This window comes from Arthrobacter sp. LjRoot78, assembly GCF_964254335.1.
GTDB lineage: Bacteria > Actinomycetota > Actinomycetes > Actinomycetales > Micrococcaceae > Arthrobacter.
This window is the reverse complement of sequence record NZ_CAXUTG020000001.1, coordinates 1391365-1415515: the sequence shown is the minus strand read 5'-3', so window position 1 is coordinate 1415515 and position 24151 is coordinate 1391365. Positions and strand designations below refer to the sequence as shown.

Below are 24151 nucleotides of genomic sequence, written 5' to 3'. Positions count from 1 at the left end.
GGGACCCCGCCGGGGCCCCTGCCGCTTCGGTGTCCCCGCCTGCTAGCCTGAACCATCTCGACGTGGGGGGTGCTGTGAATCAGGCTGTGGTGCGGGTTCTGGCCGCTGCATTAATGCTGATGGCTTCGGGTTGCGCCGCCCCTGCCCCGGGATCAGTTGAGTCCGGCACCGGGCCACTTGTCCAGCAGGCTACGGCTACCGTTTCCACTTCGTCGGAAACATCCGGTCCTCCTCCCGATTCCCCGGCCGCTTTTCCTTCGTCAGGGCAGCCGGTGCCTGACTTCTGTGCGGCCGGAGCGGTGTACCTGGCACGCTTTCCGGGGCTGCCACGCTATGAGCCCGAGGGCAAACGCCCGCCGTCCCCGGATTCGACCGGGTGCGCCTATTCTGAGTCCGGTGACGAAACAGGACCCTTTGCCGTGCTGACCTTCACCGATTTATCTGTTGGCAGTGAGATGCAGGCGTTGCTGGCGGCAAGCTGCAAGTACGGTGAGCTGGCCCCCGGTGTGACAAAGGTCGAGACCCTTGCCCGGGAACGTGGATGGCAGGCGTGGACCGCCACGAAGGAAGCTGGTGTCCACGAAGCCCAGGTCTGCACCGGCAGCCATATTTACAACGCCTCACTCGGCAACATTCCTGGCACCGTGCCGGAGGACGCCCTCGAAACCATTCTTGCTGTCATCCGCTAGAGGCGCAGCGCGCCCGGTTTTCCAGGGACCTTGGACCCCTTGCCCTGAAACCGGGGCAAGGGGTGTCATGGAACATAGAGTCCGTGGATCCAAGGGAGGGTTGCCATGTTCGCCGTAACGATCTTCCTGGCCGCGGCCGCACTCATCGTGGTTGCCGCCGTGATGGGCATCGTCTCCCTGCGGAAGCTGGACCGCTCCGCCCGGGCAAGGGCACTGACCTGGACGGCGGCCGCCATCATGGCAGCGTTTACGGTCCTCGCCGGCCTGTTCATCAGCGGCTACGCCCTGACTGATCCCGGCGGCGCCGAAGGTATCACGATTGTCCTATCCTGGGCTGTTCCACTGGCCGCGTTGGCCGTGCTTGCCTGGCTTCGTCCCGCGTGGGCCACACCTGCCCTTGCCCTACTGACCGCGTTGCTGGTCGTGGCAGGCATGTGGTTCGCCATGGATTCCCCATCGTGGCGGGCATTCGAGAACGCCAATGGCCCCGTCCGCGCTGTCGCAGTCCTGGTGATCGCCTTACCGGCAGCAGTACTGGGCTTGAAACGGACGGCCGCTGCGGGCTGGCTGCTCGTGGCCCTCGGCATCGGCCCGATAGCCTTCTCGGCCCTGGGCAGCCTCGCCGGGGTGGTGTCGCTCTCCGCCATCAGCGTGATCCCGCTGATCACCGGGCTGCTGTACCTGGCGGCTGCCCGGATGTCCCGTTCCGCAGTGGCCACGGAACACATCCGGGCCGCGCCCGCCTGACGGTGTCCGCCCGCCTGGCGTTACATATGCACGTGCAGGCGCCGTGCCGCTTCCGAGATGGAGCCGCTGAGTGACGGGTACACCGTGAAGGTGCTGGCGACGTCGTCGACGTGCAGTTTCTGCGTGACCGCAATGGAAATCGCGAAGATCAGCTCGGACGCGTTCGGGCCGACAACCACGCCGCCGATCACGGTACCGGAGCCCTTGCGGGCGAAGATCTTAATGAAGCCGTCGCGGTGGTTGCGCATCTTGGCGCGCGCATTGCTGCGCAGCGACAGCTTGATCACGTCGCCCTGGTATTTGCCGGAGTCGATCTCCGCCTCGGACACGCCGACCGACGCGATCTCGGGCGAGGTGAAGATATTGGAGGCCACCTGGTGCAGCTTCAGCGGGGTGACGCTGTCGCCCATGAAGTGGGCTACCGCGATGCGGCCCTGCATGGCGGCGACGGACGCGAGGGCCAGGACGCCGGTGCAGTCGCCCGCGGCGTAGATGTTCGGTGCCGTGGTGCGGGAGACGCCATCCACTTTGATGTGGCCGGCTTCGGTCACTGCCACACCGGCTTCCTCGAGGCCGATGCCGGCCGTGTTCGGAATGGAGCCCACGCAGACCAGGCAGTGGCTGCCGGTGACCTTGGAGCCGTCACCCAGGGTGACCACCACGCCGTCGTCCGTCCGCTCAACCGTTTCCGCACGGGAACGGGAGAGCACCTTCACGCCGCGGCGTTCAAAAACGCCTTCCAGGACCTCTGCGGCGTCGGTGTCCGAGCCCGGCAGCACGCGGTCGCGGCTGGAAATCAGGGTGACCTTGGAGCCCAGGCCGTTGTAGGCGGACGCGAACTCCGCGCCGGTAACACCGGAGCCCACCACGATGAGTTCCTCGGGAAGCTCGTCCATGTCGTAGATCTGCGCCCAGTTCAGGATCCGCTCGCCGTCCGGCCGGGCGGTGGGAAGTTCGCGCGGGTGGGCGCCGACCGCGAGCAGGATGGTGTCCGCTTCCACCGTCTCGGTGCCCTCAGCCGTGAGGACCTCGATCGTGTGGCTGTCCAGCAGCCGGCCGGAGCCGATGAGGATGCGCACGCCCTGGTGTTCCAGTCCCGCCCGGATGTCCTCGGACTGCTTCCGCGCAAGGGTGAGCAGCCGGTCGTTGATGTGCTTCAGGTCCGCCCTCATCACCGGGGCGAAATCGCCGCCGTCGACGTCGAACTTCACTCCCAGCTCCCCCGCCTCACCGACGCGGGTCATCAGGTCCGCCGTCGCGATCAGGGTCTTGGAAGGCACGACGTCGGTGAGCACCGCCGAGCCGCCCAGGCCCGCCCGCTCAACGATGGTGACCTGAGCCCCCAGGGAGGCGGCCACCATGGCGGCTTCATAGCCGCCGGGCCCTCCGCCGAGGATTGCGATGCGAGGTGAGCTGAAATCCGGATGCGTAGTCACAAAGATCCATTCTCTACCCATGCGGCGCCGCACACCAATAAAAGGGACCTGCGCCACTGCTGGGCAGGGCGCCGCGGGCAGGATAACTTGTACCAGTGAGTAATACAGAATTCCTGAACACGGACCCTTTTGACGCCGCCCGCGCGGCCGCCGACTATATCGCCGAGGAGACGGGCGTGGACAGCCACGACGTCGCGCTGGTCCTCGGCTCGGGCTGGGGCGATGCCGCGGACCTGATCGGCGAGACCACAGCCACGTTGTCCGCGGACGAAGTCCCCGGGTTCCATGCACCGGCGGTGGAGGGCCACGTAGGCACCATCCGCTCCGTCCTGACCAAGGAAGGCAAGCGCGCCCTGGTGCTCGGAGCCCGGACGCACTACTACGAAGGCAAGGGCGTCCGCGCCGTAGTCCACGGAGTACGGACCGCCGCGGCGGCCGGCTGCAAGGTCCTGGTGGTAACGAACGGCTGCGGCGGCCTCAACGAGGACTGGGCTCCCGGCACGCCAGTGCTCATCAAAGATCACATAAACCTCACCGCCACGTCCCCGCTGGAAGGCGCAACCTTCGTTGACCTGACAGATCTGTACTCTGCACGGATCCGCGGACTGGCCCGCGAAGTGGACCCTTCCCTCGATGAGGGCATCTATGCGCAGTTCACCGGACCGCACTACGAGACTCCCGCCGAGGTGCAGTACGCCAAGCGGATCGGTGCCGATCTGGTGGGCATGTCCACGGCGCTCGAAGCCATCGCCGCCCGTCACGCAGGCATGGAGGTCTTCGGCATCTCGCTGGTGACCAACCTCGCCGCCGGAATCAGCCCGGTGCCGCTGAGCCACCAGGAAGTGCTGGAAGCCGGGCAGGCTGCCGGCCCGCGCATCTCCAAGCTGCTCGCCGAAATCATCGCCAAGCTCTGACCGCGCACCTGTGCACGGCGCCCGCCAGGTCCTAGGAGTTCGTTCCAGCAGTTTGTTCTAGTATCTGGCGGGCATCAGCCGACGGAGTACGTCCTTCCGGGAGCCGGGAAACTTCCGCTCAACCGAGGCGGCAATGCCTGCGATGGTCTGCCGGGACAGCGTCTGGCGCCACACAAGCTCGGCCTGCCGCATGGTCTGCGACACGAGGCAGCTGCGCAGATAGTCCTCGCCGGGCTCTGCGCCGGGTGCGTTCGCGAGGATGGATTCGCAGCGAAACGCGGGTTCCGGACCTTCAATGGCCAGGACAACGTCCAGCACGGTGATCTTTTCCGCGGGCTGCGCCAGCTGGAAACCGCCGCGGGGTCCGGATACGGAGGACAGGATGCCCGCACGGACCAGCGCCTGAAGCTGCTTGTTCAGATACGCCGCGGGCAACTGATACAGCTCCGCCAGCCTGGCACTGTTTACGGCCTCCCCGGCAGGGGCCCAGGACATGTTGACGCAGCAGTGCAGCGACCACTCAACCCCCTGACCCATCTTCATTTTTCAGACATTACGTGTCCGGAAAATTTACTGTCAAGGTTCCGGGTTGCGCATGCCGGGCACCGCATCCGGGTCGTTAGGCGATAGCTTTGTTCCTATGACGTCTTCCGATGCCGATTTTCCGCAGCTTTTGAGCGCCGCCCGTAACTGGGCCGCCCAGGACCCGGATCCCGCAACTGCCGCCGCTTTGACAGAACTCGTCCAGCTTTCCTCGGACGGGGTTCCCGCAGCCCGCCAGGAGCTCGAGGACAGCTTCAGCGGAACGCTGCAGTTCGGCACGGCAGGCCTCCGCGCTGAGCTTGGCCCCGGCCCCAACCGCATGAATCGCGTCGTTGTCCGGCGCGCGGCCGCCGGCTTCGCTGCGTTCCTGACCGCCGCCGTCGCCGAAGCCTCGCCGGGCGCCCGGCCCCGTGCCGTCGTCGGCTATGACGCCCGCTACAACTCCGACATTTTCGCGGAGGAGACCGCCGCGGTCTTCACGGCTGCGGGAATCGAGACCTTCCTGATGCCGCAGGCGCTCCCGACCCCGCTGCTTGCCTACGCCGTCCGTGCGCTTGATTGCGACGGCGGCGTGATGGTGACTGCCAGCCACAACCCGCCGCAGGACAACGGCTACAAGGTGTACCTAGGCCGGCACGCGGTGGAGGAAAGCGGACGCGGGGCGCAGATCGTGGCACCCTACGACGCCCGCATCGCCGCGGAAATCGATCGCGTGGGCACCCTGGACTCCATCACGCTCGCCCCTGCGGGCTGGACCGTGCTGGAGCCCTCGATCACCGCCGACTACGAGGCAGCAGTGGCCGCGCTGGCCCTCCCCGCGCAGTTCCCGGCCAGGGACCTGAAGATCGTCCTGACCCCCATGCACGGCGTGGGCGGCGACACGGCTGTTGCCGTTTTGCAGGCGGCGGGATTCGACGACGTCACCCTGGTGTCAGAACAGGCCCGGCCGGACCCGGATTTCCCCACGGTGAACTTCCCCAACCCGGAGGAACCCGGCGCCCTTGACCTGGCACTGGAAACGGCAGCCCGCGTGGACGCCGACATCGTGCTGGCCAACGACCCCGACGCCGACCGTGCAGCCGTCGCCGCCAAGGATCCGGACACGGGTGCGTGGCGCATGCTGCGGGGTGACGAAGTGGGCGCGCTGCTGGGGGCACACATTGTGGCCAGGCTCGCCGGCGGCGAAACTGCAGCACATGGTGTCTTCGCGAATTCGATCGTTTCCTCGCGCCTGCTGGCACAGATTGCCGCCGCAGCCGGGTACGCCCACGAAGAGACACTGACCGGGTTCAAATGGATTTCCCGCGTTCCGGGCCTGCTGTACGGCTACGAGGAAGCACTGGGTTACTGCGTGGCCCCGGAACTGGTCCGGGACAAGGACGGCATCTCCGCCGCAGTGCTCATCGCCGAACTTGCAGCCGCGGCCAAGGCCGACGGCAAGACTATTTTCGATACGCTGGACGAGCTGTACCTGGTGCACGGGCTGCATGCCAGCGACCAGCTCAGCATCCGCGTCGCGGACCTGGGCCTGCTGGATGCCATGATGAACCGGCTCAGGGTCAGCCCGCCGGAATCATTCGGCGGATCCGCCGTCGAAACGTTCAAGGACCTGGCCGAAGGCAGCGAAAACCTGCCGCCGACGGACGGCCTGCTCTATCTCACCAAGGACCTCAGCCGGGTGATCATCCGGCCCAGCGGTACCGAGCCAAAACTGAAGTGCTACCTCGAAGTTATCCGGAGCGTGGGTTCAGCTGCGGAACTGCCCGAGGCGCGGCAGGCGGCACGGGCAGCCCTCGACGGCGTTCTGGGAGACGTTCGGGAGGCCCTGGGGCTCTAGTTAGAGCTCGACCTCGACGTAGCCGTCCACCACACGGGTGCGGTACGTGGGGAGGCGGAGCTCTGCAGTGCCAAAGCACTCGCCGGTTTCCAGGTCGTAGACCTCCTTGTGCAGCGGGGACGCAATGGTCTGGCGCGCTCCGCGTGAGCCCACAATGCCGCGTGCCATCACATGGGCGCCTGTAGCGGGATCTTCCTGGGCCACCGCGAATACCTCTGCAGGCGCCGTGCGGAACAATGCCACCTGGCGGCCGGCGATCAATGCTGCCTCGCCCCAGGCCAGTTCCAGTTCCTCCACGGCACAGACGCGGTTCCAGCCCGTTGCAAAGCCGGTGCTCTGGTCTTCAAGTTCAAGTACTGCGGTCATTTCCGACCCCTCTCGCATTGCCTGCCGCCCGGCGCTCCTTGGAACGGCAGCCGGGCCCGGACCGCCAACGCGGCCACATCTCAAAACTAGGGCTGCGGTGTTTCGGCGGCGTGCAGTCAATGTGTCCGGCACGTAAAAGGCAACTCACCTGTCCGGAAATCCATTCGTGATGCAGAAGTTAAGTTCACGAAACATAAGGGAAACTGAAGCGAAACTGCGCATACCTAGTCTGGATGGACACCTCGATTGAGATGGTCGCAGATCACCGCTGCGCCCCATGCGAAAGGCCCACAGTGACCGAACAGACTTCAAGCACCGAGACTCCGCGCCGCATCGTCGTCGCCGGCGGCGGCCCCGCGGCCCACCGTTTTGCGGACGCAATGCATGCCCGCGGCCTCGAAGGCTGGCATGTCACGGTCCTCACTGAGGAAGCCCACCTGCCCTACGACCGCGTGGCCCTCAGCAAGGCGCTCACCGACAGCGACGTGGACCTCACCCTCGGCACGGCCTCCATGTGGGACCACGAAGCCCTGGCCCTGAAGACCGGCGAACGCGTCATCAAGATCAACCACGCTGCCAAGTCCGTTGAGACGGCAGCTGGCAACACCTACGAATTCGACGAACTGGTGGTCGCCACCGGTTCGGACGCCGCCCGCCTGCCGATCCCCGGCGCGGAGCACGTGCACGTCTACCGCACCCTCGAGGACGTGTGGGCGATCAACAAGGCGATCGCCGAACTCACTGCGAAGCTCGGCCGCAAGATCAACGCAGTCACCATCGGCGGCGGGCTCCTTGGCCTCGAATCGGCTGCAGGCACTGAACAGCTCGGCGCAACTCCCGTTGTGATCAACGGCGCCCCGTGGCTCATGAACACCCAGCTCGACGAAGGCGCCGGCCAGGCGCTCGGCCGCCTGATCGAAGCCAAGGGCTTCACGGTCCACGGCGGCGTGTTCCCCTCCGAGGTGCTTTCCGAAGACGGCCAGGTCACCGGCGTGCTGATGGCGGACGGCCGCATCATCCCCGCCGACCTCGTCATCGTGGCCATCGGCGTCAAGCCGCGCGATGAACTCTTCCGCGCCGCTGAGGGCGAGGAGCAGCTGTTCGATCTGGGCCAGCGCGGCGGCGTCGTAATCAACGACGGCTGCGAAACCCAGGTTCCCGGCATCTGGGCCATCGGCGAGGTAGCCAACTTCGGCGGCATGTGCCTGGGCCTCGTGGCCCCGGCCAACACCATGGCCGAAATCGTCGCGGACCGGCTGCACGGCGGCGAGGCAACTTTCCCCGGTTTCGACACCGCCACCAAGCTCAAGCTCTCCGGCGTGGACGTGGCCAGCTTCGGCGACGCATTCGCCCGTACGGAACACGCGCTGGAGATCGTCTACGCCGACCCCGCCCGCGGCGTCTACCAGAAGATCGTCACCACCGACGATGCCAAGACCCTCCTGGGCGGCATATTCGTAGGCGACGCCACCCCGTATACAAGCCTGCGTCCCATGCTGGGCCGCGAACTGGCCGCCGAACCGGGCGCCTACCTCACGGCCGCCGGCGGCGGCGAGGCTCCGGAGACGGAACTGCCGGACGACGCCATCCTGTGTTCCTGCAACAACGTGACTGCCGGGACCATCCGCGACACTGTCAACGGCTGCGGTGCCTGCGACGGCAACGCTCCCGTCCAGGAACTCGGCGAGCTGAAGGGCTGCACTCGCGCCGGAACCAGCTGCGGTTCCTGCGTGCCGATGCTCAAGAAACTGCTGGAAACCGAACTCACCAAGTCCGGCGTCGAGGTCTCCAAGGCACTCTGCGAGCACATCGAACTCTCCCGCCAGGAACTGTTCGACGCCATCCGGGTCCTGGAACTGACCTCCTTCGAAGAGATCATGGCCAAGTACGGCACCGGCGCCGGCTGCGACATCTGCAAGCCGACCATCGCCAACATCCTAGCCAGCCAGAACAGCGCCTACGTCCTCGACGCCGGCCGCGGAACGCTGCAGGACACCAACGACCGCGCCCTCGCCAACATGCAGAAGGACGGCACCTACTCGGTGGTCCCCCGCATCGCCGGCGGCGAAATCACTCCGAAGAAGCTCGGCGTCATCGCCGCCGTGGCCGAGAAGTACAACCTGTACACCAAGATCACCGGCGGCCAGCGCATCGACATGTTCGGTGCCCGGCTCGAGGAACTCCCGGAAATCTGGAAGGAACTGGTGGACGCCGGCTTCGAATCCGGCCAGGCCTACGGCAAGAGCCTCCGTACGGTGAAGTCCTGCGTCGGTTCCACCTGGTGCCGCTTCGGTGTCCAGGACTCGGTGGCCATGGCCATCCAGCTCGAGCTTCGCTACCGCGGCCTCCGCAGCCCGCACAAGCTCAAGATGGGCGTCTCCGGCTGTGCCCGCGAGTGCGCCGAAGCCCGCGGCAAGGACGTCGGCGTGATCGCCACGGCCGACGGCTGGAACCTGTACGTCGGCGGCAACGGCGGTGCCACCCCGGCCCACGCCCAGCTGCTGGCCAAGGACCTCGACGACGAGACCCTGATCAAGTACATCGACCGGTACTTCATGTACTACATCCGCACCGCCGACCGCCTGCAGCGCACCGCGCGCTGGCAGGAGGAGCTCGACGGCGGCATCAAGCACGTCGAGGATGTGGTGGTCAAGGACACCCTGGGGATCGCCGCAGACCTCGAGGCCGCCATGGAAAAGCACGTTGACACCTACATCGACGAATGGGCTGACACCCTGAAGGATCCCGAGCGCCTGCGCCGGTTCCGTTCCTTCGTCAACGCCCCGGACCAGAAGGACGACTCCATCACCTTTGTCTCGGACGAGCGCGGCCAGATGCGCCCGGCTACGGCAGAAGAGAAGGGGAAAGTCCTCATCGGGGCCACCATCCCGATGCGTCCCTCCGCCCCGGAACTCGACAAGAACGAGGTATAGGCATGCAGCTCAGCATTGATCTCACGGGCCGTGAAGTCCTGGTCACCGGATCCGACCACGCCGCCCGGCAGGCGGTCCGCCGCTACCAGGCTGCCGGCGCCGTCGTCTCACGCCTCAGCACCCCGCAGGGCGCGAGCCACGACGGGCCGCTGCCCGAGCGTCCGTTCCTCGTGGCTGCCGTCGACGACGGCCAGCCCGGCTGGGACGCGCTGCTGGACCGTTGCCGCGCCACCGGCATCCCCGTGGCCGTGGAACCGGCTGCCGGAGCAGTTGGGCACGTGACCCTGGTGGGCGGCGGCCCCGGCGTCGGCGAGCTGCTGACCGTTGCCGCCGTCAAGGCGCTGCGCGATGCCGACGTCGTGTTCTACGACCGGCTGGCCCCCTACCAGGAGCTGCCGTCCCTGACCTCGGCCGAGCTGGTGGATGTGGGCAAGCAGCCCGGCCACCACAAGGTGAGCCAGGGCGACATTGAAAAGCTCATGGTGCAGAGCGCCCTGGCCGGAAACAACGTGGTCCGCCTCAAGGGCGGTGACCCCTACGTCTTCGGCCGCGGCGGCGAGGAAGTTGCCGCCTGTGTGGCTGCCGGCGTTCCCGTCAAGGTCGTTTCCGGTGTCACCAGTGCCATCTCCGTCCCGGCCGCCGCCGGGATCCCGGTCACGCACCGCGAGGTCAGCCACATGTTCACCGTGGTGTCCGGCCACGCGCCGCTTACCGAAAAGGAGCTCACGCACCTGGCCGGGCTGGGCGGGACCATCGTGGTCCTCATGGGCATCGGAACGCTGCACCAGCTGGCCGCCGGCCTGCGCCGGGCGGGCATGCGGGCAGACATGCCGATGGCCGTCGTCGAACGCGGCTACCGCCCCGGCCAGCGCACTACCATCGCCCAGCTCGGTACGATTGTCACAGCGGCCGCCGACTGCACTAACCCGGCTGTGCTGGTCATCGGCGAGGTGGTGCGGGTGGCTGAAGCCAACCGCGGGCACGCCGAGGCGGCGGCTGATCTCGACCGCCTCGCAGCGTCACTGATGGAATCGTGAAAGAAAACCCATGAGCGCCATGAACTCTATTGCCCCCGCTTCCGCCCCCGGCCCGCAGGACTCCCCTGCTGCCGACGGCCCCGATTCGCCCCTGGAGGGATTCCGGATCGGTGTTACGTCGCACCGGCGTTCCCAGGACCTGATCGAGGCCCTGGAGCGGCGCGGAGCCGAGGTGCTGCACGCACCTGCGCTCAAGATTGCGCCGGTGCAGGAGGACATGCGGCTTATCGACGACACCCGGGCCATCATTGCTGCCAAGCCCGACCTCTGCATCGCCACCACCGCCTACGGCATGCGCCGCTGGTGCGAGGCGGCCGACGCGTCCGGCATCGGCGATGAGCTGCTGGAGACCCTCGCGGCCTGCCGGATGTTTGTCCGCGGGCCCAAAGCCCGCGGTGCCGTCCGCGCCGCGGGACTGGCCGACGTCGGGATCAGCAGCGACGAAACCACGGCCACCCTGGTGGACATGTTGCTGAAGGAAGGCGTCCGCGGCAAGACGGTGGCAGTCCAGCTGCACGGCTACACAGACGTCCGCCAGCTTGAGCGCCTCAGGATGTCCGGCGCCACCGTCCTGACCGTCACCCCCTACCGCTGGGTCAAGCCCGACGGCGAGGACAAACTTCCGCGCCTGATCGAGGCCGTCTGCAGCGGCAACCTGGACGTCCTGACGTTCACCAGCGCGCCCGCCGTCGACGCCATGTGGAGCACGGCCCACGAGATGGGCCTCTACAAGCAGCTCGTCGATGCCCTGAAAACCACCGTCACCACCGCCGTCGTGGGTCCCATCACGGCGCAGCCGCTGATCGACGCCGGACTGTCCCCGCTCATTCCGGAACGCTTCCGGATGGGTGCCCTGATCCGGCTGGTCTGCGAACACCTTGCCCTGAACCATGTGCGCCGCCTGGACACCCGGTCCGGCAACGTGGAGCTCCGCGGACGGTCGCTGCGGATCGACGGGGAAGCCGTTGAAATGGCACCGGCGCCGCTCCTGCTTCTGCGTGCCCTGCTGGGTGCCGAAGGCGCCGTCCTGTCCCGGGAATCACTCTCCGACCTGCTCGAACTGCGCGGCTCCGTGCATGCCCTGGACATGACTGTCAGCCGGCTGCGCTCCTCCCTGCCGGACGGCCGGATGGTGGAAACCGTGGTTAAGCGCGGGTACCGGATCCGGGTCTAGCACTCCCCCTCGGGGTTCCGTGCCCCGTTTCCGCAGCCGGATCCGTGGACAGACCCCGTCCGCAGTGGGAACATGTCGCTATGGTTTGCGTCTGACCGCCCCGTGGCCGCCTTCGTACCGTTCCGGTGCGTGGCGGCCGGGGCGTTTGGCGGGGCAGCTCTTCCGAGGGGAATTGCGTGGAACCGGTGGTGCAAGGGGACGATGAACCCGCGGAGTCTGTGGACGCCGTGGTGGTGGGGTCCGGCTTTGGCGGATCGGTAGCGGCCTACCGCTTGGCGGCCGGCGGACAGTCTGTGGTCCTGATGGAACGGGGCAGGGCCTACCCGCCCGGGAGTTTCGCCCGGACGCCGTCCGAGATGGGCCGGAATTTCTGGGATCCGGACAAGGGCCTCTACGGACTTTTTGACGCTTGGACTTTCCGCGGCCTGGAAGGAATCGTCTCCAGCGGACTGGGCGGCGGCTCACTCATCTATGCGAACGTGCTGCTGCGCAAGGACGAAAAGTGGTTCGTCCAGGAATCCCCTGTGCCCGGCGGAGGCTACGAAAGCTGGCCGTTCAGCAGGCAGGACCTCGACCCCTACTACGAGGCCGCCGAAGCCATGCTCAGCCCTGTGCCCTACCCCTATCAGGACACGCCGAAGACCCTGGCCATGGAAACGGCTGCCCGCGCGCTCGGACTCAGCATCACGCGGCCGCCCATCGCCGTCACGTTCTCCCAGTCCCCGGGCTCCACTCCGGCCAGGAACCAGGTGCTGGCGCCGGCACCGTACGGAAGCGTCCACGGCGAAGGGGCCGTGCGCACCACCTGCACCCTGTCCGGGGAATGCGACATCGGCTGCAACGCCGGCGCCAAGAACACCCTGGACCACAACTACCTGTCCGCGGCCAAGGCTGCCGGGGCTGACATCCGGACCCACCACGACGTCCGCGGCATCCGCCCGCTCCCGGCGGGCGGCTATGAGGTCCGCTACGTCGTCCACGATCCCGCCGACGCCCGGCCCGGGCTCCTGCACGAACAGGTGATTCGCTGCCGCCGCCTCATCCTCGCCGCCGGCACCTTCGGCACCACGTTCCTGCTGCTGCGCAACCGCGCGTCACTGCCCGCCCTCAGCCCGGCACTCGGCTCACGGTTCAGCGGAAACGGCGACCTGCTGGGCTTCGTCCTGGACGCTAAGGACCCCGACGGCGCCACCCGCACCCTTTCGGGCAGCATCGGACCGGTGATCACCACGGCCATCCGCACGCCCGATTCCACCGACGGCGGTGACGGCCGCGGCTACTACATCGAAGACGCCGGGTACCCCTCGTTCATGAACTGGCTGCTGGAGACGGGACAGTTCCGCCAGGTAGCCAGGCGCGCCGGCAAAGTGATGGTGCAGCTCCTGAAGGACCGACTCTTCCAGGCCCAGCGATCCAACATTTCCGCCGATCTTGCCGCCGCACTGGGAGACGGCCGGCTCTCGGCATCGTCAGTTCCCCTGCTCGGCATGGGACGGGACATCCCGGACGGCGTCATGACCCTGCAGGGCGGCCGGCTGGCCATCAACTGGACCCTGGCCACCTCAGCCGCGTACTTCGGCCGGATGCAGGCCACCATGCAGGCGATCGCCAAGGAACTGGGCGGCAGCTTCAAGCAGAATCCGCTGTGGTGGAGCAAACGCGTCATCACCGTGCATCCGCTCGGCGGTGCCCCGGCCGGCCGGAACAGCAGCGAAGGCGTGTGCGACGCGTACGGTGAGGTGTTCGGGTACCCCGGGCTGCATGTGGTGGACGGCGCCGCGATGCCCGGGCCGGTGGGCGCCAATCCCGCCCTGACCATCGCCGCCTTTGCCGAACGGGCCTGCCACCGGATCCTGGAGGGAACCGACGGCGCCAGGCAGCGGGGCGGCCTGGCCGGGGCCGGCGTCCCGGCTGTCTCTTCCAACGGACCGCTGGGTAGCGGAACGTACGACGGCGGAACGTACGACGGCGGATCTTACGACGCCGGGCCGCCGCGCGCCCTGGTGCCGGACGCCACCAAAGGTGCGAAGGCACCCCGGAAGGAAAGAACGTTGGTCCCGCGGACCGGCAGACGTTCCCTGGGGCTCCCCGGCACCGGATCCGCAGATGCCGGCGTGCATTCCGAAAGCGAGGCCTTGCAGGAGGCCGAAATCGAAGAGGAAACGGAGCAGGCCGAAACAGGGCCTGCGTCGGTCAGCTTTACCGAACAGATGCACGGGTGGTTCAGCGCCGGCGCGTCAGACCCCGAGACGGGCCGCGGCCTGGGCCGTGACCGGAGCCTCCGGATGATGTTCGAGCTCACCATAACCGCCCCGGATATTGACGCGTTTGTCCGTGATCCGCTCCATCCGGCCACCGCGGAAGGCTACGTCCTGGCCGACCAGTTCGGCGGCCGCCTTCCGGTGGAACGCGGCTGGTTCAATCTCCTCGTCAAGGACGGCGGTCCCGACACGGCCGGACGGAAGATGCTCTACCGGCTCTGGCTGCGGGATCCCGGCGGCACCCCGCTCACCTTCCTGGGCCACAAGGACGTCCGCAACGACGCAGGCTTCGACGTCTGGGCTGACACCACCACGCTGTACGTCACCGTCCTCCGCGGACACCTGCCGCCGCCGGAATCGGCCACTTCCACTTCCACTGCCACTGCCACTGCCGCCGTGGCGGGGGCCGGAGCGCTGTACATCCGGCCGTGGGACTTCGCCCGGCAATTAACCACGTTCCGGGCGGAAGGCCCGTCCCCGGCGAGCGCCCTTGCCGCATTCGGGAAGGTGTTCCTGGGTGAGCTCTGGCAGGTGTACTCCGGCAAGGTCACCGGCCGGGTCACCGGCAAGGTCACCGGCCGGCGATGAAGGGCGGCGCGGCGTGAAGCGGGCTGAGCTGGCACAGCACAGCAACGGACTTGGCTTCACTCCGCGGGACGCTGTGCGCTGGCTGGCCCCGGCCCAGCTGGGCAGGACCGCCGTGCGGGTTGTCCTCGCGTCCGTCTTCGCCGATTTCGGCGACAAACGCGAACTGGAGGGCGGCTTTCCCCGCTACGAGCTGGACCTGGAACGGCTGCCTGTCGCGGGCCAGCCCGCGCAGCCGGTGGTCCGCGACCTTGGCCTGCCCGGGATTGATAAAGCCGGTGCGGCGGCTGGCACGGCGGCGGCCGACGCCGTCGGGCCTGAACGGTCTTCCGGGGCCGAGGAGCTGTGGCTGGATTTCACGGCTGACCTGGGCGACGGCTTCGACTCCACCTACACGGTGGCGTCATTGCTGGCAGAAGTGTCGCTGGAGGTGGACGGGCAGAAGCTTCGCCGCGGAAAGGTGCTGGTGCTGGGCGGCGACGAAGTGTATCCGGTGGCATCGCCCGCCGCGTACGAGGACCGCATGGTGGGTCCCTACCGGACGGCGCTTCCCGGCGGCCGCTCCCCCGGCCGCGCCGGTGTGCTGCTGGCCCTCCCCGGAAACCATGACTGGTACGACGGCCTGACCTCCTTCATCCGCCTGTTCACCCGGCAACGGAACATCGGCGGCTGGCGAACCATCCAGACGCGAAGCTACTTTGCCCTCCGCCTGACTGGCGGGGACGATTCTCCCGGCTGGTGGCTTGTGGGGCTGGACAGCCAGCTGGGTCAATACATCGACGAACCACAGCTGGATTACTTCTACAACACGGTGACCACCAGGCTGCTGCCGGGCGACGCCGTCATCCTCTGCGTGGCGGCCCCCTACTGGGTGCGGGAAACGGAAAACGCCAGCGCCTTCCGGCAGGTGCATTTCTTCGAGCAGGACTACCTTCGGCGCCGATTCAACCGCCGCGCCGGGATGTTCGAGGAAACCGGCGCTTCCGTGCGGTTGTGGCTCACCGGGGACCTGCACCACTATTCGCGCTACGAGGAACTGCCAGGGGAACTGCCAGGGGATGCGGCCCTGCCCGCCGCCGGCCGAACCGGGGCCGACCCGCGCCGGACCCAGCTTATGACCTGCGGCCTGGGCGGCGCCTTTCTAGCGGACGCCCGCTGGCTGCCGCCGGAGCTCACACTTCCCGCACACCGGCCGGCCCCCGCACCGCCGGACCACGCGACGCCGGACCACCAGCCGGCCCAGGGCCGCCGTTTCGTCCTGGCTCCGGGGACGTTCCCGGGACGGGCGGAGTCCCGGCAGTTCCGCGGACGCCTGGCCAATCCGTTCTCGCCCTTCTGGCTTCCGGTGCGCAACCCCGGGTTCGGCTCCGCGCTCGGCGTCGCCCACATGCTGGCCGCCCTGACGCTCTGGACCGTCTTCAGCGCGTTCCGCGGACTCTCCTTCCCGGACAGCCTCACCACCCTGAAAACCGGCAATACCGTACTCCTGGCACTGACGATCCTCGCCGTACCTTTGCTTCTGCTTCTGCTGCTGGCCACCCTCGGCACCGCGCTCGGACTCAACCGGGATCCGCGGGAGAACGGCGCCGGGTTCACCGTTTCCCGCGGCGCGCTCTGGCAACTGTCGGCGCTCGGGGCGGGGATCGCCGTCGTCCTCCTCCTTCCCTGGCCGGCCGGGTTGCCGCCGTTCCTGACCCTTGGGCTGGTGCTCACTTTCACGTTTACAACCGGCTATGCGGTCGGCAGCGAAGCGTTTGCCTTCTTCATCCTGGGCACGGGAAGCGGGGAGGTTGCCTCGTGGGCAATGTCCGGCCAGGCCATTGAAGACCACAAGGGCTTCCTGCGGATCCGCATCGCCCCGGATGGCAACCTGACGGTCTATCCGGTGGCAGTGGACCGGGTCTGCCGGGACTGGGACCTGGAAAGGACCGACGACGGCGGCCTCCGCCCGGTCCCTGCCGGCGGGCTGCCGCCGCTGCGGCTTTTCGAACCGCCGATCACCATCGCAAGGGAGGGATTCCCGCTATGACCAACCCTCGCACCAGCACCCGGGCGGACCACGTCACGGAAGTCATCCCCTTTCCCGCCGGTGACGGAACCCCGCTGACCCTGGTGCACATCACCTCCGCCGTGCCTCGTGACGCCGGAGCACCGGAGAAGGGACCCGTGCTACTGGTCCACGGGGCCGGCGTCAGGGCCGAGCTCTTCCGCCCGCCGCTGCCGCGGACGCTGGTGGACGCCCTGCTGGAAGACGGCTGGGACGTCTGGCTGCTGAACTGGCGGGCCTCCATCGACTTTGAACCCCTCTCGTGGACGCTGGGTGACGCGGCGGTGTACGACCACCCCGCCGCCGTCGACTATGTCCTGGGCGCGACCGGGGCCGAAACGCTGAAGGCGGTCATCCACTGCCAGGGCTCGGTGTCCTTCACCATGGCAGCCGTAGCCGGGCTCCTCCCCCGGGTGGACACGGTGGTCTCCAACGCTGTGTCCCTTCATCCGGTGATCCCGCTGTGGTCGATCGTCAAAATCACCTACCTGGCCGAGCTGCTGAAACCGTTCACTCCCTACCTGTCCCCGTCATGGGGCTATAAGTCCAACGGGTACCTCTCCCGCATCCTCCGGTCCATGGTCAAGGCCACCCACCACGAATGCGACAACCTGGTGTGCCGGCTGGTCAGTTTCACGTACGGCAGCGGCCGGCCCGCACTGTGGTCGCACGAGAACCTGGATGAGGCCACCCACAACTGGATCAGCGGTGAGTTCGCGGAAGTGCCGTTCACTTTTCTCTCCGAGATGGGACGCAGCGTGCTGGCCAGGCGCATGGTGGCCGCAGGAAACCACCCGGAACTGCCCGCCAACTTCCTGGCTGAGGCGCCCCAGACGGATGCCAGGTTCTCGTTCCTGGCCGGTCGCAACAACCGGTGCTTCCTGCCCGAAAGCCAGGAGCGGACCTTCGCCTTCTTCGACGGTCATCGCCCCGGCAAGGACTCGCTGCACCTGCTGTCCGGCTACGGGCACCTGGATGTCTTCTTTGGAGCCCGCGCCTGGGCGGACACCTATCCCGTCATCCTCAAGGAGCTGAACAGATGAACAGACTCATCGGACTGGCTGCATCCCTGCTACGGCTGGTGCCCTCCCCGGTGCCGCACCGCCAGGAGCGCCTGCGCGGACATCATGCCACGGTGGACGGCATCAAATACTCCATGCCCGTCAATTCGGACGATTCCCCGGTCCTGATGGCGGCGTTCCCCATCAACAAGCGCGCCGCCGCAGCCGTCCTTCCCGGCACGGAGCTCCGGCCGTTCAGCCTCGGCGGGAAGGGGTTGCTCGTGGTCACCGTGGTCAATTACGAGTCGACAGACATCGGCCAATACATTGAATACTCGTTGGCAATCGCCGTCACTCACGGTTCCCGGCCGGCGCCCCCGCTCCTGCCGCTGGTATTCCAGAAGACGTTCGGGCTCGGCCAGTACGTGGTGGACCTACCCGTCAGCACCGAGATTTCGGTCAAGGGCGGCAAAGGCATCTGGGGCATGCCCAAGCACCGGGCCAGCCTGGACTTCGTGGTCACCGATTCAACCGTTTCCGCGCAGTACGACGACAGCGGCAGGCTGGGCTGCTTCATCGAAATTGAACGCCCGCGGCCGATGGGCATCCCGCTGAAGCTGGCAGCCTCCAATTACTGTGCTTTCCGCGGGATGCTGATGAAGTCCGACATCTACTTCGAGGCCACCGGGGATATCGCCCTGGGAGGCGACGCCAGGGCCCGGCTGGTGCTGGGCGACGCCCCGGGCGTTGCCGCCCTCAAAACCCTCCAGCCGGCGGACAAACCGGTGTTCACCGCCTACCTTCCCGAAGCACGCGGAGTACTGGACGACCACTACGAGGCGTGGTTCCTGACCGCACCAACCGCCGAGGAGGCCGCCCGGATCCGCGGCGGCGACCCGCTCGAATCCGTCGTCGGCCTGGGCCAGGGCCAGGAATGGCTGCCCGCACCGGACCGGGGACGTACGTCCCCCGCCACGTCCCATGGCACGTCGGACGGTGCCGGCACCGGAGACGCGCCGTGAACTGGCTGCTGCTGCTGAACGCACTGTATTTCCTGTTCGGCGCCACCATGTACGTGGGCACCATGTGGGTCCTGAAGTTCTTCCTCTACCCCACCTGGGAGTCCCTGGACCGCGGCAACGTGGACATGCACTTCGGCATCCCCACCCGCCAGGCCACCAAGTTCTTCACTGTGGTGGTGCCGCCGATGTTCATCGCCGGCATCGTCTTGGTCTGGACGGAGTGGGGCACGGTCCGGATCGTCCCCGCGGCGCTCTGCCTGCTGGGGATCATCGTCCTCACGGTGGTGGGCCAGGCCATGATCATTCCCGTCAACATCAGGATCCGGGGCGGGGACTTCGCCGACGACGCGGAACTGCGTTCCCTGCTCCGCCGGTGGATGCTGCTCAACGACATCCGTTTCTACGTCTCGACGCTCACGTGGCTGGCCATCGTCTGGCTGCTGGTGGACCGGGGCCGGCTGTGGGAGGCGTTCGCATGAGCGCCGGTTTTATGAGCGGGGACAGGTCATGAGCGGGATTGCCCGCCCTTCGGGGCCGGCTGTTCCCGGCGTCGGCGCCTGGATCACGGCGGACCCGCTGCGCGCCGTCCTGGCCGCGATCGCCGTCGTCACCGTCTTTTCCGGGGCCGTCCAGATACCGTTCGGCGGCGCCGTCCTTGAGCTGCTGGGGGCGGAGCCGACGACGGCGGCGCGCCAGCTGTTCGGCACCGTGGGCATGTTCATGGTGGTGGTGGGCGGACTCCTGCTGCACACGCTGCTGCGCCCCCGGCCGGCGGCCGAGGTGCTGCTGTGGTCGGGCGTGCAGAAGGCGGGGGCCTGTGCCGCCGTCGCGATCGGGGTCATCAACGGCGTTTTCGCGCCGGTGGCGCTGGCAGTAGCGGTCTTCGACCTTGCGACGGCGGCCCTCTGCCTGATCTACCTTCGCCGGGTCTACTGGGAGAGCGGGCCAGGCAAAGGCCGCGGTCAGGGGACGGGGCCGTGAAGCGCTCCCTTGTGCTGGCCGGCGGCGGAATGCGGGTGGCCTGGCAGGCCGGCGTGGTCCGCGCGCTCGCCGAAGAAGGCCTGCACTTCGACCATGTGGACGGGACGTCCGGCGGCATCCTGACGGCGGGCATGCTGCTGTCCGGGGTGCCTGCGGAGGATATGTGTCGGAACTGGTCCGGGGTGAACGTCAAGGACTTCGGCTCGGCACTGCCGCTGGGCGACTACGCGAAGGGGCCGTGGTCGCTGCCCGCCATCGGCGACGCGGACGGCTTGCTCCGCAAGGTTTTTCCGGCACTCGGGATCGACGACGGCGAGATCAGGCGCCGTGCAGCCCTGCCGGGCGCCGTCGAAGGCACCTTCAACGTAGTGGAATTTACCGGAAAGCTATGCCACGCCATCGACGCCCGGGACGTCGATGCCGGACTGATGGCAGCCGGAATGTCCCTGCCCATTTTCCTCACGCCGCTGCGGCGTGACGGGAAGATCTGGACTGACGCCGTCTGGGTCCGCGACGCCAACGTGGCCGAAGCCCTCCGCCGCGGGGCGGACGAGGTGTGGCTGGTCTGGTGCATCGGCAACACCGGGTACTGGGGCGACGGCCCGCTTGAACAGTACGTCCATATGATCGAGATGAGCGCCATGGGCGCCCTCCTGGCCGACTTCGAGGCCGCGAAGGCTGCCGGCAGGGATTTCATCCTCCACGTTGTCAGGCCGGAGAATCCCCTGCCGCTGGATCCGGAGTTCTACCTCAACCGGATCGATGCGGACACCTTGATCGGCATGGGGTACCGGGATGCCCGCAGCTACCTCAAGGACATGACCGCCGAAGGCCTGCCCAAGGACGCGTCCTGCACTGCCATGGTGGAACCGCCGGCAGGCATCCGCTTCACCGAGCGGTTTGGCGGCCGGGACGCGGGCGACCGCGCGGGCGGTGGCGCGGGCGGCGCGGGCGGGGGCTCCACCGGCTCGGAAGTGCGCCTCACGGTAACGGTGGCCCTGCCCCTCGACGATTCAGGCGCAGCGGCCCGGCTCACGGGGTTCCTCGACTACGCACCCTTCGGCCCACGGGTCTTCCTGGCCGGCGGGCGCGTGGACGTCCGCGGCGATTCGGTGACCTACCGGGCTTCCGTCCGCGCGGGCGGCGCCTGGCACCGGCTGTCCCTTGCCCGGGTCTTCCACGACGATCCCGGCCCGGACGCCTGGGACGACACCAGGCAGGCCCGGCTCACCGTCGGTTCGCTGCTGGATGTTCCGGTCACCATGGGCCTGGCGGACGCGGCGGCCCTGATCGCCTCCGTGGAACCGGCCGGCGTCCATGGCCCCGGCGACAAGGCGGGCGTCCTCGCCAACGTCGCAGCCCGGGGCCTTCGTGAGGCTTTCCGCCGGTACGGCTGAGCGGTCCCCGCAGGCAGGGCGGGCCGGAAGAGGGCTGACTGTGAGGCAGGACACAACGAAAGTACACGTTTGTTGCCGTCTGGTAAACAGTGTGGAACGGGCAGGGACATTCCGGCAACAACCGGGAAACACCCTCGAAAAACCGGAAGCCTACGCTGGGTTTCATCACCAACCGGGGCCAAACGAAGGCCTCACCAGCGAAAGGGCCTTCACATGTCCGCCTCGGCACCGTCCACCCCCTCCTCCGCCTCGTTCCAGGCGTCGCCGCCTGTTCCGCGCGTGGTCATCGCCGGAGCCGGACCTGCTGCCCGTGCCCTGGTGAGCAAGCTGGACGGGTCCCGCTTCGCAGGCAGCATCACCGTACTCAGCAACCGCGACGACGCCCCGTCCGAACTCCTGGAACTGGCGGCGCTCCCCCAGGTTTCAATCCGCTTCGGCCAGCCGGCCAGCTTCATCGATGCAGCCAACCGCGTGGTGACTACCTCTGACGGCATGGAATTCAGCTACGACCAGCTGGTGATTGCCACCGGCTCCGCCCCGGCACTGTCTCCCGTGGACGGCGCCGGCCGCTGCCTCAGCTACTCCACCATCGACGACGCCGCCCGCATCGGTGACGCCGTGAAGGAAGTAACCCGCGTCCTCGGCCGGAGGCCGCTGGGGATCCTGGTGGGAACCGGCCCGGAGGCCGGCCAGGCGGAAGCGGTGCTGCGCGCCCGCGGCGTGAGGCCGGTCCGCACAACGCTCCGGCCGGCCGCCGTCGTTCCGACGCTCGCCGGTTCTGTCCTCCCGGCCGCAGGAATCGTCTTCGACGACGGCAGCAGCATGAATGGCGACCTCGTGGTCCTGGCCGAGGAACGCGTGGCGCGGGACGGCCTGGCGGCCAGTGCAGGCCTGGAGACGGCTGCAAACGGCGGCATTGTGATCGGCCAGGACTTCCGGACCTCCGTCCCGGGAATCTGGGCCATCGGCGACGCCGCCTCCTACGACGGCGTCCGGCTGGGCCTCCTGGTGGCCTCCGGCTCCGCCGCGGGGGCCTGCGCAGCCCAGCTTATGCAGGCAACGCTGCAGGCGCCTGTGCAGGCTGCCGCCTAGCATCGTTGTGGCAAGATGGTCACCTGAGAAGCCACGAAGAAAACGGCGCCTGCTGCCCACGAGGCCCGGCGGGCCAACCAGGAAGGACCACCATGAGCAACGAAGCCACCGCGGCCGGCACACCTGACGCCGCCGCCGCGGGAGTCACCGCACCCGGGGCCACAGCATCGGCAGAAATAGCCTCCTTCATCGACCACACGCTGCTGAAGCCGGAGGCCAGTGAAGCGGAGATCCTCAAGGTCTGCTCCGAAGCCGCCGAATACCACTTCAAATCCGTTTGCGTGAACCCGGTGTGGGTCAAGACCGTCAGCACCGCACTCAAGGGTTCGGGCGTCCTGACCTGCTCGGTGGTCGGCTTCCCGCTGGGAGCCACGCCCACCGATGTCAAGGCCTTCGAGGCCCGCGGCGCCGTGCTCGACGGGGCCGACGAGGTGGACATGGTCATCAACATCGCAGCCGCCCGCGCCGATGACAAAGGCGCGCTGGTTGATGACATCAGGGCCGTCGCCGAGGCTGTGCACGGCAGCGACGCGATCCTGAAGGTGATCATCGAGACAGCCCTGCTGAGCGATTCCCAGAAAGTCCTCGCCTGCGAGGCGGCGGTGGAGGCCGGAGCGGACTTCGTCAAGACATCCACGGGATTCAACGGCGGCGGCGCCACCGTTGAAGACGTGGCCCTGATGCGCCGCACGGTGGGCCCGGATGTCGGCGTCAAGGCCTCCGGCGGCGTGCGTTCGCTGGCTGACGCGCAGGCTATGATTGCAGCAGGTGCAACACGTATAGGCGCCAGTTCCGGCATTGCGATCGTCAAGGGTGAACAGGGTTCGTCCGCGTACTGACCTGGTCCGGAAACGCCACAGTTTTTGAGCCCTTCGGGGCGTTTTGAGCCCTGCGGGGCCGAGGAGGAATGAATGTCCAAGACCGTTGATAGCCCCAAGACCCCTCAGAACGAGAACAGCCTTGCCGGGAGCATCGCCGTTTTCGCAGTCATGATGGTCCTGTTCCTCGGCTCCATCTACTCGCTGTCTTTCCTCACGCTCGGCAACCCGTGGCCGATGGCCGTCTGCCTGGTCCTGTTCGCGGCAGCGTTCTGGATCCCGCAGACCATCCTGGGCCGTTCGGATTCGGCCGGCGAGCACTAAGCCTTCGAACTTAAGTGCCTGAAGCCCCCGGATTTTCCGGGGGCTTCAGCTCTTTAAGCCTCGGCTCTGCAAGCGGCCGGCTGCTTAGTCGGCCGGCCGCGCCGCTGGCTGCAGTGGACGGCTAGCCGGCGCCGAACAGGCTGCTGACAAGGGTGCTTCCGAGGGCAAGTGCGGCCGGGTAATGCGCCTTGGCCAGCGCCCAGGCGGCCACGCACATCCCCACCATGGCGTAGGCGCTCACCGGAATCAGCACAAGCCACTCGCGGCGGGAGCCGGCCCGTCCCAGCAGGGGGATCGAAAACGCCCCGTTGGCCTTCCAGACGTCGTTGAGCACCGGCAGCTTCCGCAGGAACCTGGGCGGCTTGATCACGATCGGCCAGAGCAAGGGGACTCCCCCGGTGGTGATCATGTCTCCGACGATGTGGACCACCACCCCGGTGAGCATGGAGACCGGCAGCCAGGTCCATTGATCCGGCGCGAACCAGGTGACGAGGCCGGCCATGGTCAGGGCGAAGAGCCAGTTACTGATGAAGCCTGACTTGGGGAAGAGTTTGAGGGCCTTGGCGGCGATGTTAATCATGAACATGCAGAGCAGGCCGGCGCCCACGGACAGCAGGCCCCAGTCCGTGTGCAGCTGGATCTGCCCGGCAATGGTGGCCAGCAGCACGAAAAAGGCCGCCCCGAGTACGGAGTGCGTTCCCTGTCGGTGGCCGCCGCTGGCATTTTCGATCCCGACGGCAATCACGTTCGAGAGCGGCGGCAGCGAATTGGCGACCGTGCTGTGCCGGTGGTCCCAGTCGCACACCAGCGCGGTTCCAGCCGTCGCCATGCCGCCGATCAGGATTCCGGTGGCGTCCAGCGGGTACCAGCCCAGGGTGTACGGCCCTGTTGAGGCAATGGCTACCCACGCCGCGGCTCCCGACGCGGCGTGATGTCCTCCCATCATC

Annotated in this window: 21 protein-coding genes; 17 read left to right on the top strand and 4 right to left on the bottom strand. The window is 67.6% G+C overall.

Annotated features, from left to right (window positions below):
- The first annotated feature begins 419 nt into the window (after nucleotides 1-419).
- Both ACSQ1X_RS06575 and ACSQ1X_RS06570 read left to right on the top strand, forming a co-directional pair.
- A complete protein-coding gene (locus ACSQ1X_RS06575) occupies nucleotides 420-689 on the top strand; it encodes a hypothetical protein (RefSeq protein WP_436057105.1) in 270 nt (89 codons plus the stop codon).
- A gap of 105 nt (nucleotides 690-794) precedes the next feature.
- On the top strand, nucleotides 795-1436 hold the full coding sequence (locus tag ACSQ1X_RS06570; protein WP_436057104.1) for a hypothetical protein: 642 nt from the start codon (nucleotides 795-797) through the stop codon (nucleotides 1434-1436).
- A 20-nt stretch (nucleotides 1437-1456) separates the two neighbouring features.
- On the opposite strand, the gene ACSQ1X_RS06565 is transcribed toward ACSQ1X_RS06570, so the two are convergent.
- Nucleotides 1457-2872 carry an NAD(P)H-quinone dehydrogenase gene (locus tag ACSQ1X_RS06565; protein ID WP_436057103.1) on the bottom strand — a complete coding sequence of 472 codons (1416 nt, stop codon included), beginning with the start codon at nucleotides 2870-2872 and terminating at the stop codon, nucleotides 1457-1459.
- A 95-nt stretch (nucleotides 2873-2967) separates the two neighbouring features.
- Between ACSQ1X_RS06565 and ACSQ1X_RS06560 the strand changes: the two genes are divergently transcribed.
- Nucleotides 2968-3786, top strand: a complete 819-nt coding sequence (locus ACSQ1X_RS06560) for a purine-nucleoside phosphorylase (protein ID WP_436057102.1) — start codon at nucleotides 2968-2970, stop codon at nucleotides 3784-3786.
- Between the two features lie 57 nt (nucleotides 3787-3843).
- Here the strand turns inward: ACSQ1X_RS06560 and ACSQ1X_RS06555 are convergent, their stop codons facing one another.
- A complete protein-coding gene (locus ACSQ1X_RS06555) occupies nucleotides 3844-4329 on the bottom strand; it encodes an RrF2 family transcriptional regulator (protein WP_055803854.1) in 486 nt (161 codons plus the stop codon).
- Nucleotides 4330-4426: 97 nt separating this feature from the next.
- Between ACSQ1X_RS06555 and ACSQ1X_RS06550 the strand changes: the two genes are divergently transcribed.
- Nucleotides 4427-6166, top strand: a complete 1740-nt coding sequence (locus tag ACSQ1X_RS06550; RefSeq protein ID WP_436057101.1) for a phospho-sugar mutase — start codon at nucleotides 4427-4429, stop codon at nucleotides 6164-6166.
- Here ACSQ1X_RS06550 and nirD read toward each other — a convergent pair whose 3' ends face one another.
- The gene (gene nirD, locus ACSQ1X_RS06545) at nucleotides 6167-6532 is read right to left on the bottom strand and encodes a nitrite reductase small subunit NirD (protein WP_055803860.1); all 366 of its coding nucleotides are present in this window, start codon (nucleotides 6530-6532) and stop codon (nucleotides 6167-6169) included.
- A 293-nt stretch (nucleotides 6533-6825) separates the two neighbouring features.
- Here nirD and nirB point away from each other — a divergent pair, with 293 nt between their 5' ends.
- From nirB to ACSQ1X_RS06480, 13 genes are all read left to right on the top strand, one after another.
- On the top strand, nucleotides 6826-9465 hold the full coding sequence (nirB, locus tag ACSQ1X_RS06540; protein WP_436057100.1) for a nitrite reductase large subunit NirB: 2640 nt from the start codon (nucleotides 6826-6828) through the stop codon (nucleotides 9463-9465).
- A gap of 2 nt (nucleotides 9466-9467) precedes the next feature.
- Nucleotides 9468-10502, top strand: a complete 1035-nt coding sequence (gene cobA / locus ACSQ1X_RS06535; protein WP_055803865.1) for a uroporphyrinogen-III C-methyltransferase — start codon at nucleotides 9468-9470, stop codon at nucleotides 10500-10502.
- A gap of 19 nt (nucleotides 10503-10521) precedes the next feature.
- Nucleotides 10522-11676, top strand: coding sequence for a uroporphyrinogen-III synthase (locus ACSQ1X_RS06530; protein ID WP_055804340.1), 1155 nt, complete (start codon nucleotides 10522-10524; stop codon nucleotides 11674-11676).
- Nucleotides 11677-11852: 176 nt separating this feature from the next.
- Nucleotides 11853-14525: a GMC oxidoreductase gene (locus ACSQ1X_RS06525; protein WP_436057099.1), complete on the top strand. Its 2673-nt coding sequence runs from the start codon at nucleotides 11853-11855 to the stop codon at nucleotides 14523-14525.
- A 13-nt stretch (nucleotides 14526-14538) separates the two neighbouring features.
- Nucleotides 14539-16551, top strand: coding sequence for a hypothetical protein (locus tag ACSQ1X_RS06520; RefSeq protein WP_436057098.1), 2013 nt, complete (start codon nucleotides 14539-14541; stop codon nucleotides 16549-16551).
- Nucleotides 16548-17612 carry an alpha/beta fold hydrolase gene (locus ACSQ1X_RS06515; RefSeq protein ID WP_436057097.1) on the top strand — a complete coding sequence of 355 codons (1065 nt, stop codon included), beginning with the start codon at nucleotides 16548-16550 and terminating at the stop codon, nucleotides 17610-17612. Before ACSQ1X_RS06520 ends, ACSQ1X_RS06515 begins: the two co-directional genes overlap by 4 nt.
- Nucleotides 17609-18592: an acetoacetate decarboxylase family protein gene (locus ACSQ1X_RS06510; RefSeq protein ID WP_436057096.1), complete on the top strand. Its 984-nt coding sequence runs from the start codon at nucleotides 17609-17611 to the stop codon at nucleotides 18590-18592. The genes ACSQ1X_RS06515 and ACSQ1X_RS06510 overlap by 4 nt, the downstream gene beginning before the upstream one ends.
- Entirely contained in the window at nucleotides 18589-19071 is a 483-nt protein-coding gene (locus ACSQ1X_RS06505; RefSeq protein ID WP_436057095.1) for a hypothetical protein, read from the top strand. Before ACSQ1X_RS06510 ends, ACSQ1X_RS06505 begins: the two co-directional genes overlap by 4 nt.
- Nucleotides 19072-19099: 28 nt before the next feature.
- Nucleotides 19100-19573: a hypothetical protein gene (locus ACSQ1X_RS06500; RefSeq protein WP_436057094.1), complete on the top strand. Its 474-nt coding sequence runs from the start codon at nucleotides 19100-19102 to the stop codon at nucleotides 19571-19573.
- Nucleotides 19570-20970, top strand: a complete 1401-nt coding sequence (locus tag ACSQ1X_RS06495; RefSeq protein ID WP_436057093.1) for a patatin-like phospholipase family protein — start codon at nucleotides 19570-19572, stop codon at nucleotides 20968-20970. The genes ACSQ1X_RS06500 and ACSQ1X_RS06495 overlap by 4 nt, the downstream gene beginning before the upstream one ends.
- 213 nt (nucleotides 20971-21183) lie before the next feature.
- Entirely contained in the window at nucleotides 21184-22062 is an 879-nt protein-coding gene (locus ACSQ1X_RS06490) for an FAD-dependent oxidoreductase (RefSeq protein ID WP_436057092.1), read from the top strand.
- 92 nt (nucleotides 22063-22154) lie between these two features.
- The gene (deoC, locus tag ACSQ1X_RS06485) at nucleotides 22155-22901 is read left to right on the top strand and encodes a deoxyribose-phosphate aldolase (protein WP_436057091.1); all 747 of its coding nucleotides are present in this window, start codon (nucleotides 22155-22157) and stop codon (nucleotides 22899-22901) included.
- A gap of 72 nt (nucleotides 22902-22973) precedes the next feature.
- The gene (locus ACSQ1X_RS06480; protein WP_436057090.1) at nucleotides 22974-23204 is read left to right on the top strand and encodes a hypothetical protein; all 231 of its coding nucleotides are present in this window, start codon (nucleotides 22974-22976) and stop codon (nucleotides 23202-23204) included.
- Nucleotides 23205-23325: 121 nt separating this feature from the next.
- On the opposite strand, the gene ACSQ1X_RS06475 is transcribed toward ACSQ1X_RS06480, so the two are convergent.
- On the bottom strand, nucleotides 23326-24150 hold the full coding sequence (locus tag ACSQ1X_RS06475; protein WP_200939390.1) for a metal-dependent hydrolase: 825 nt from the start codon (nucleotides 24148-24150) through the stop codon (nucleotides 23326-23328).
- Nucleotide 24151 lies beyond the last annotated feature (1 nt).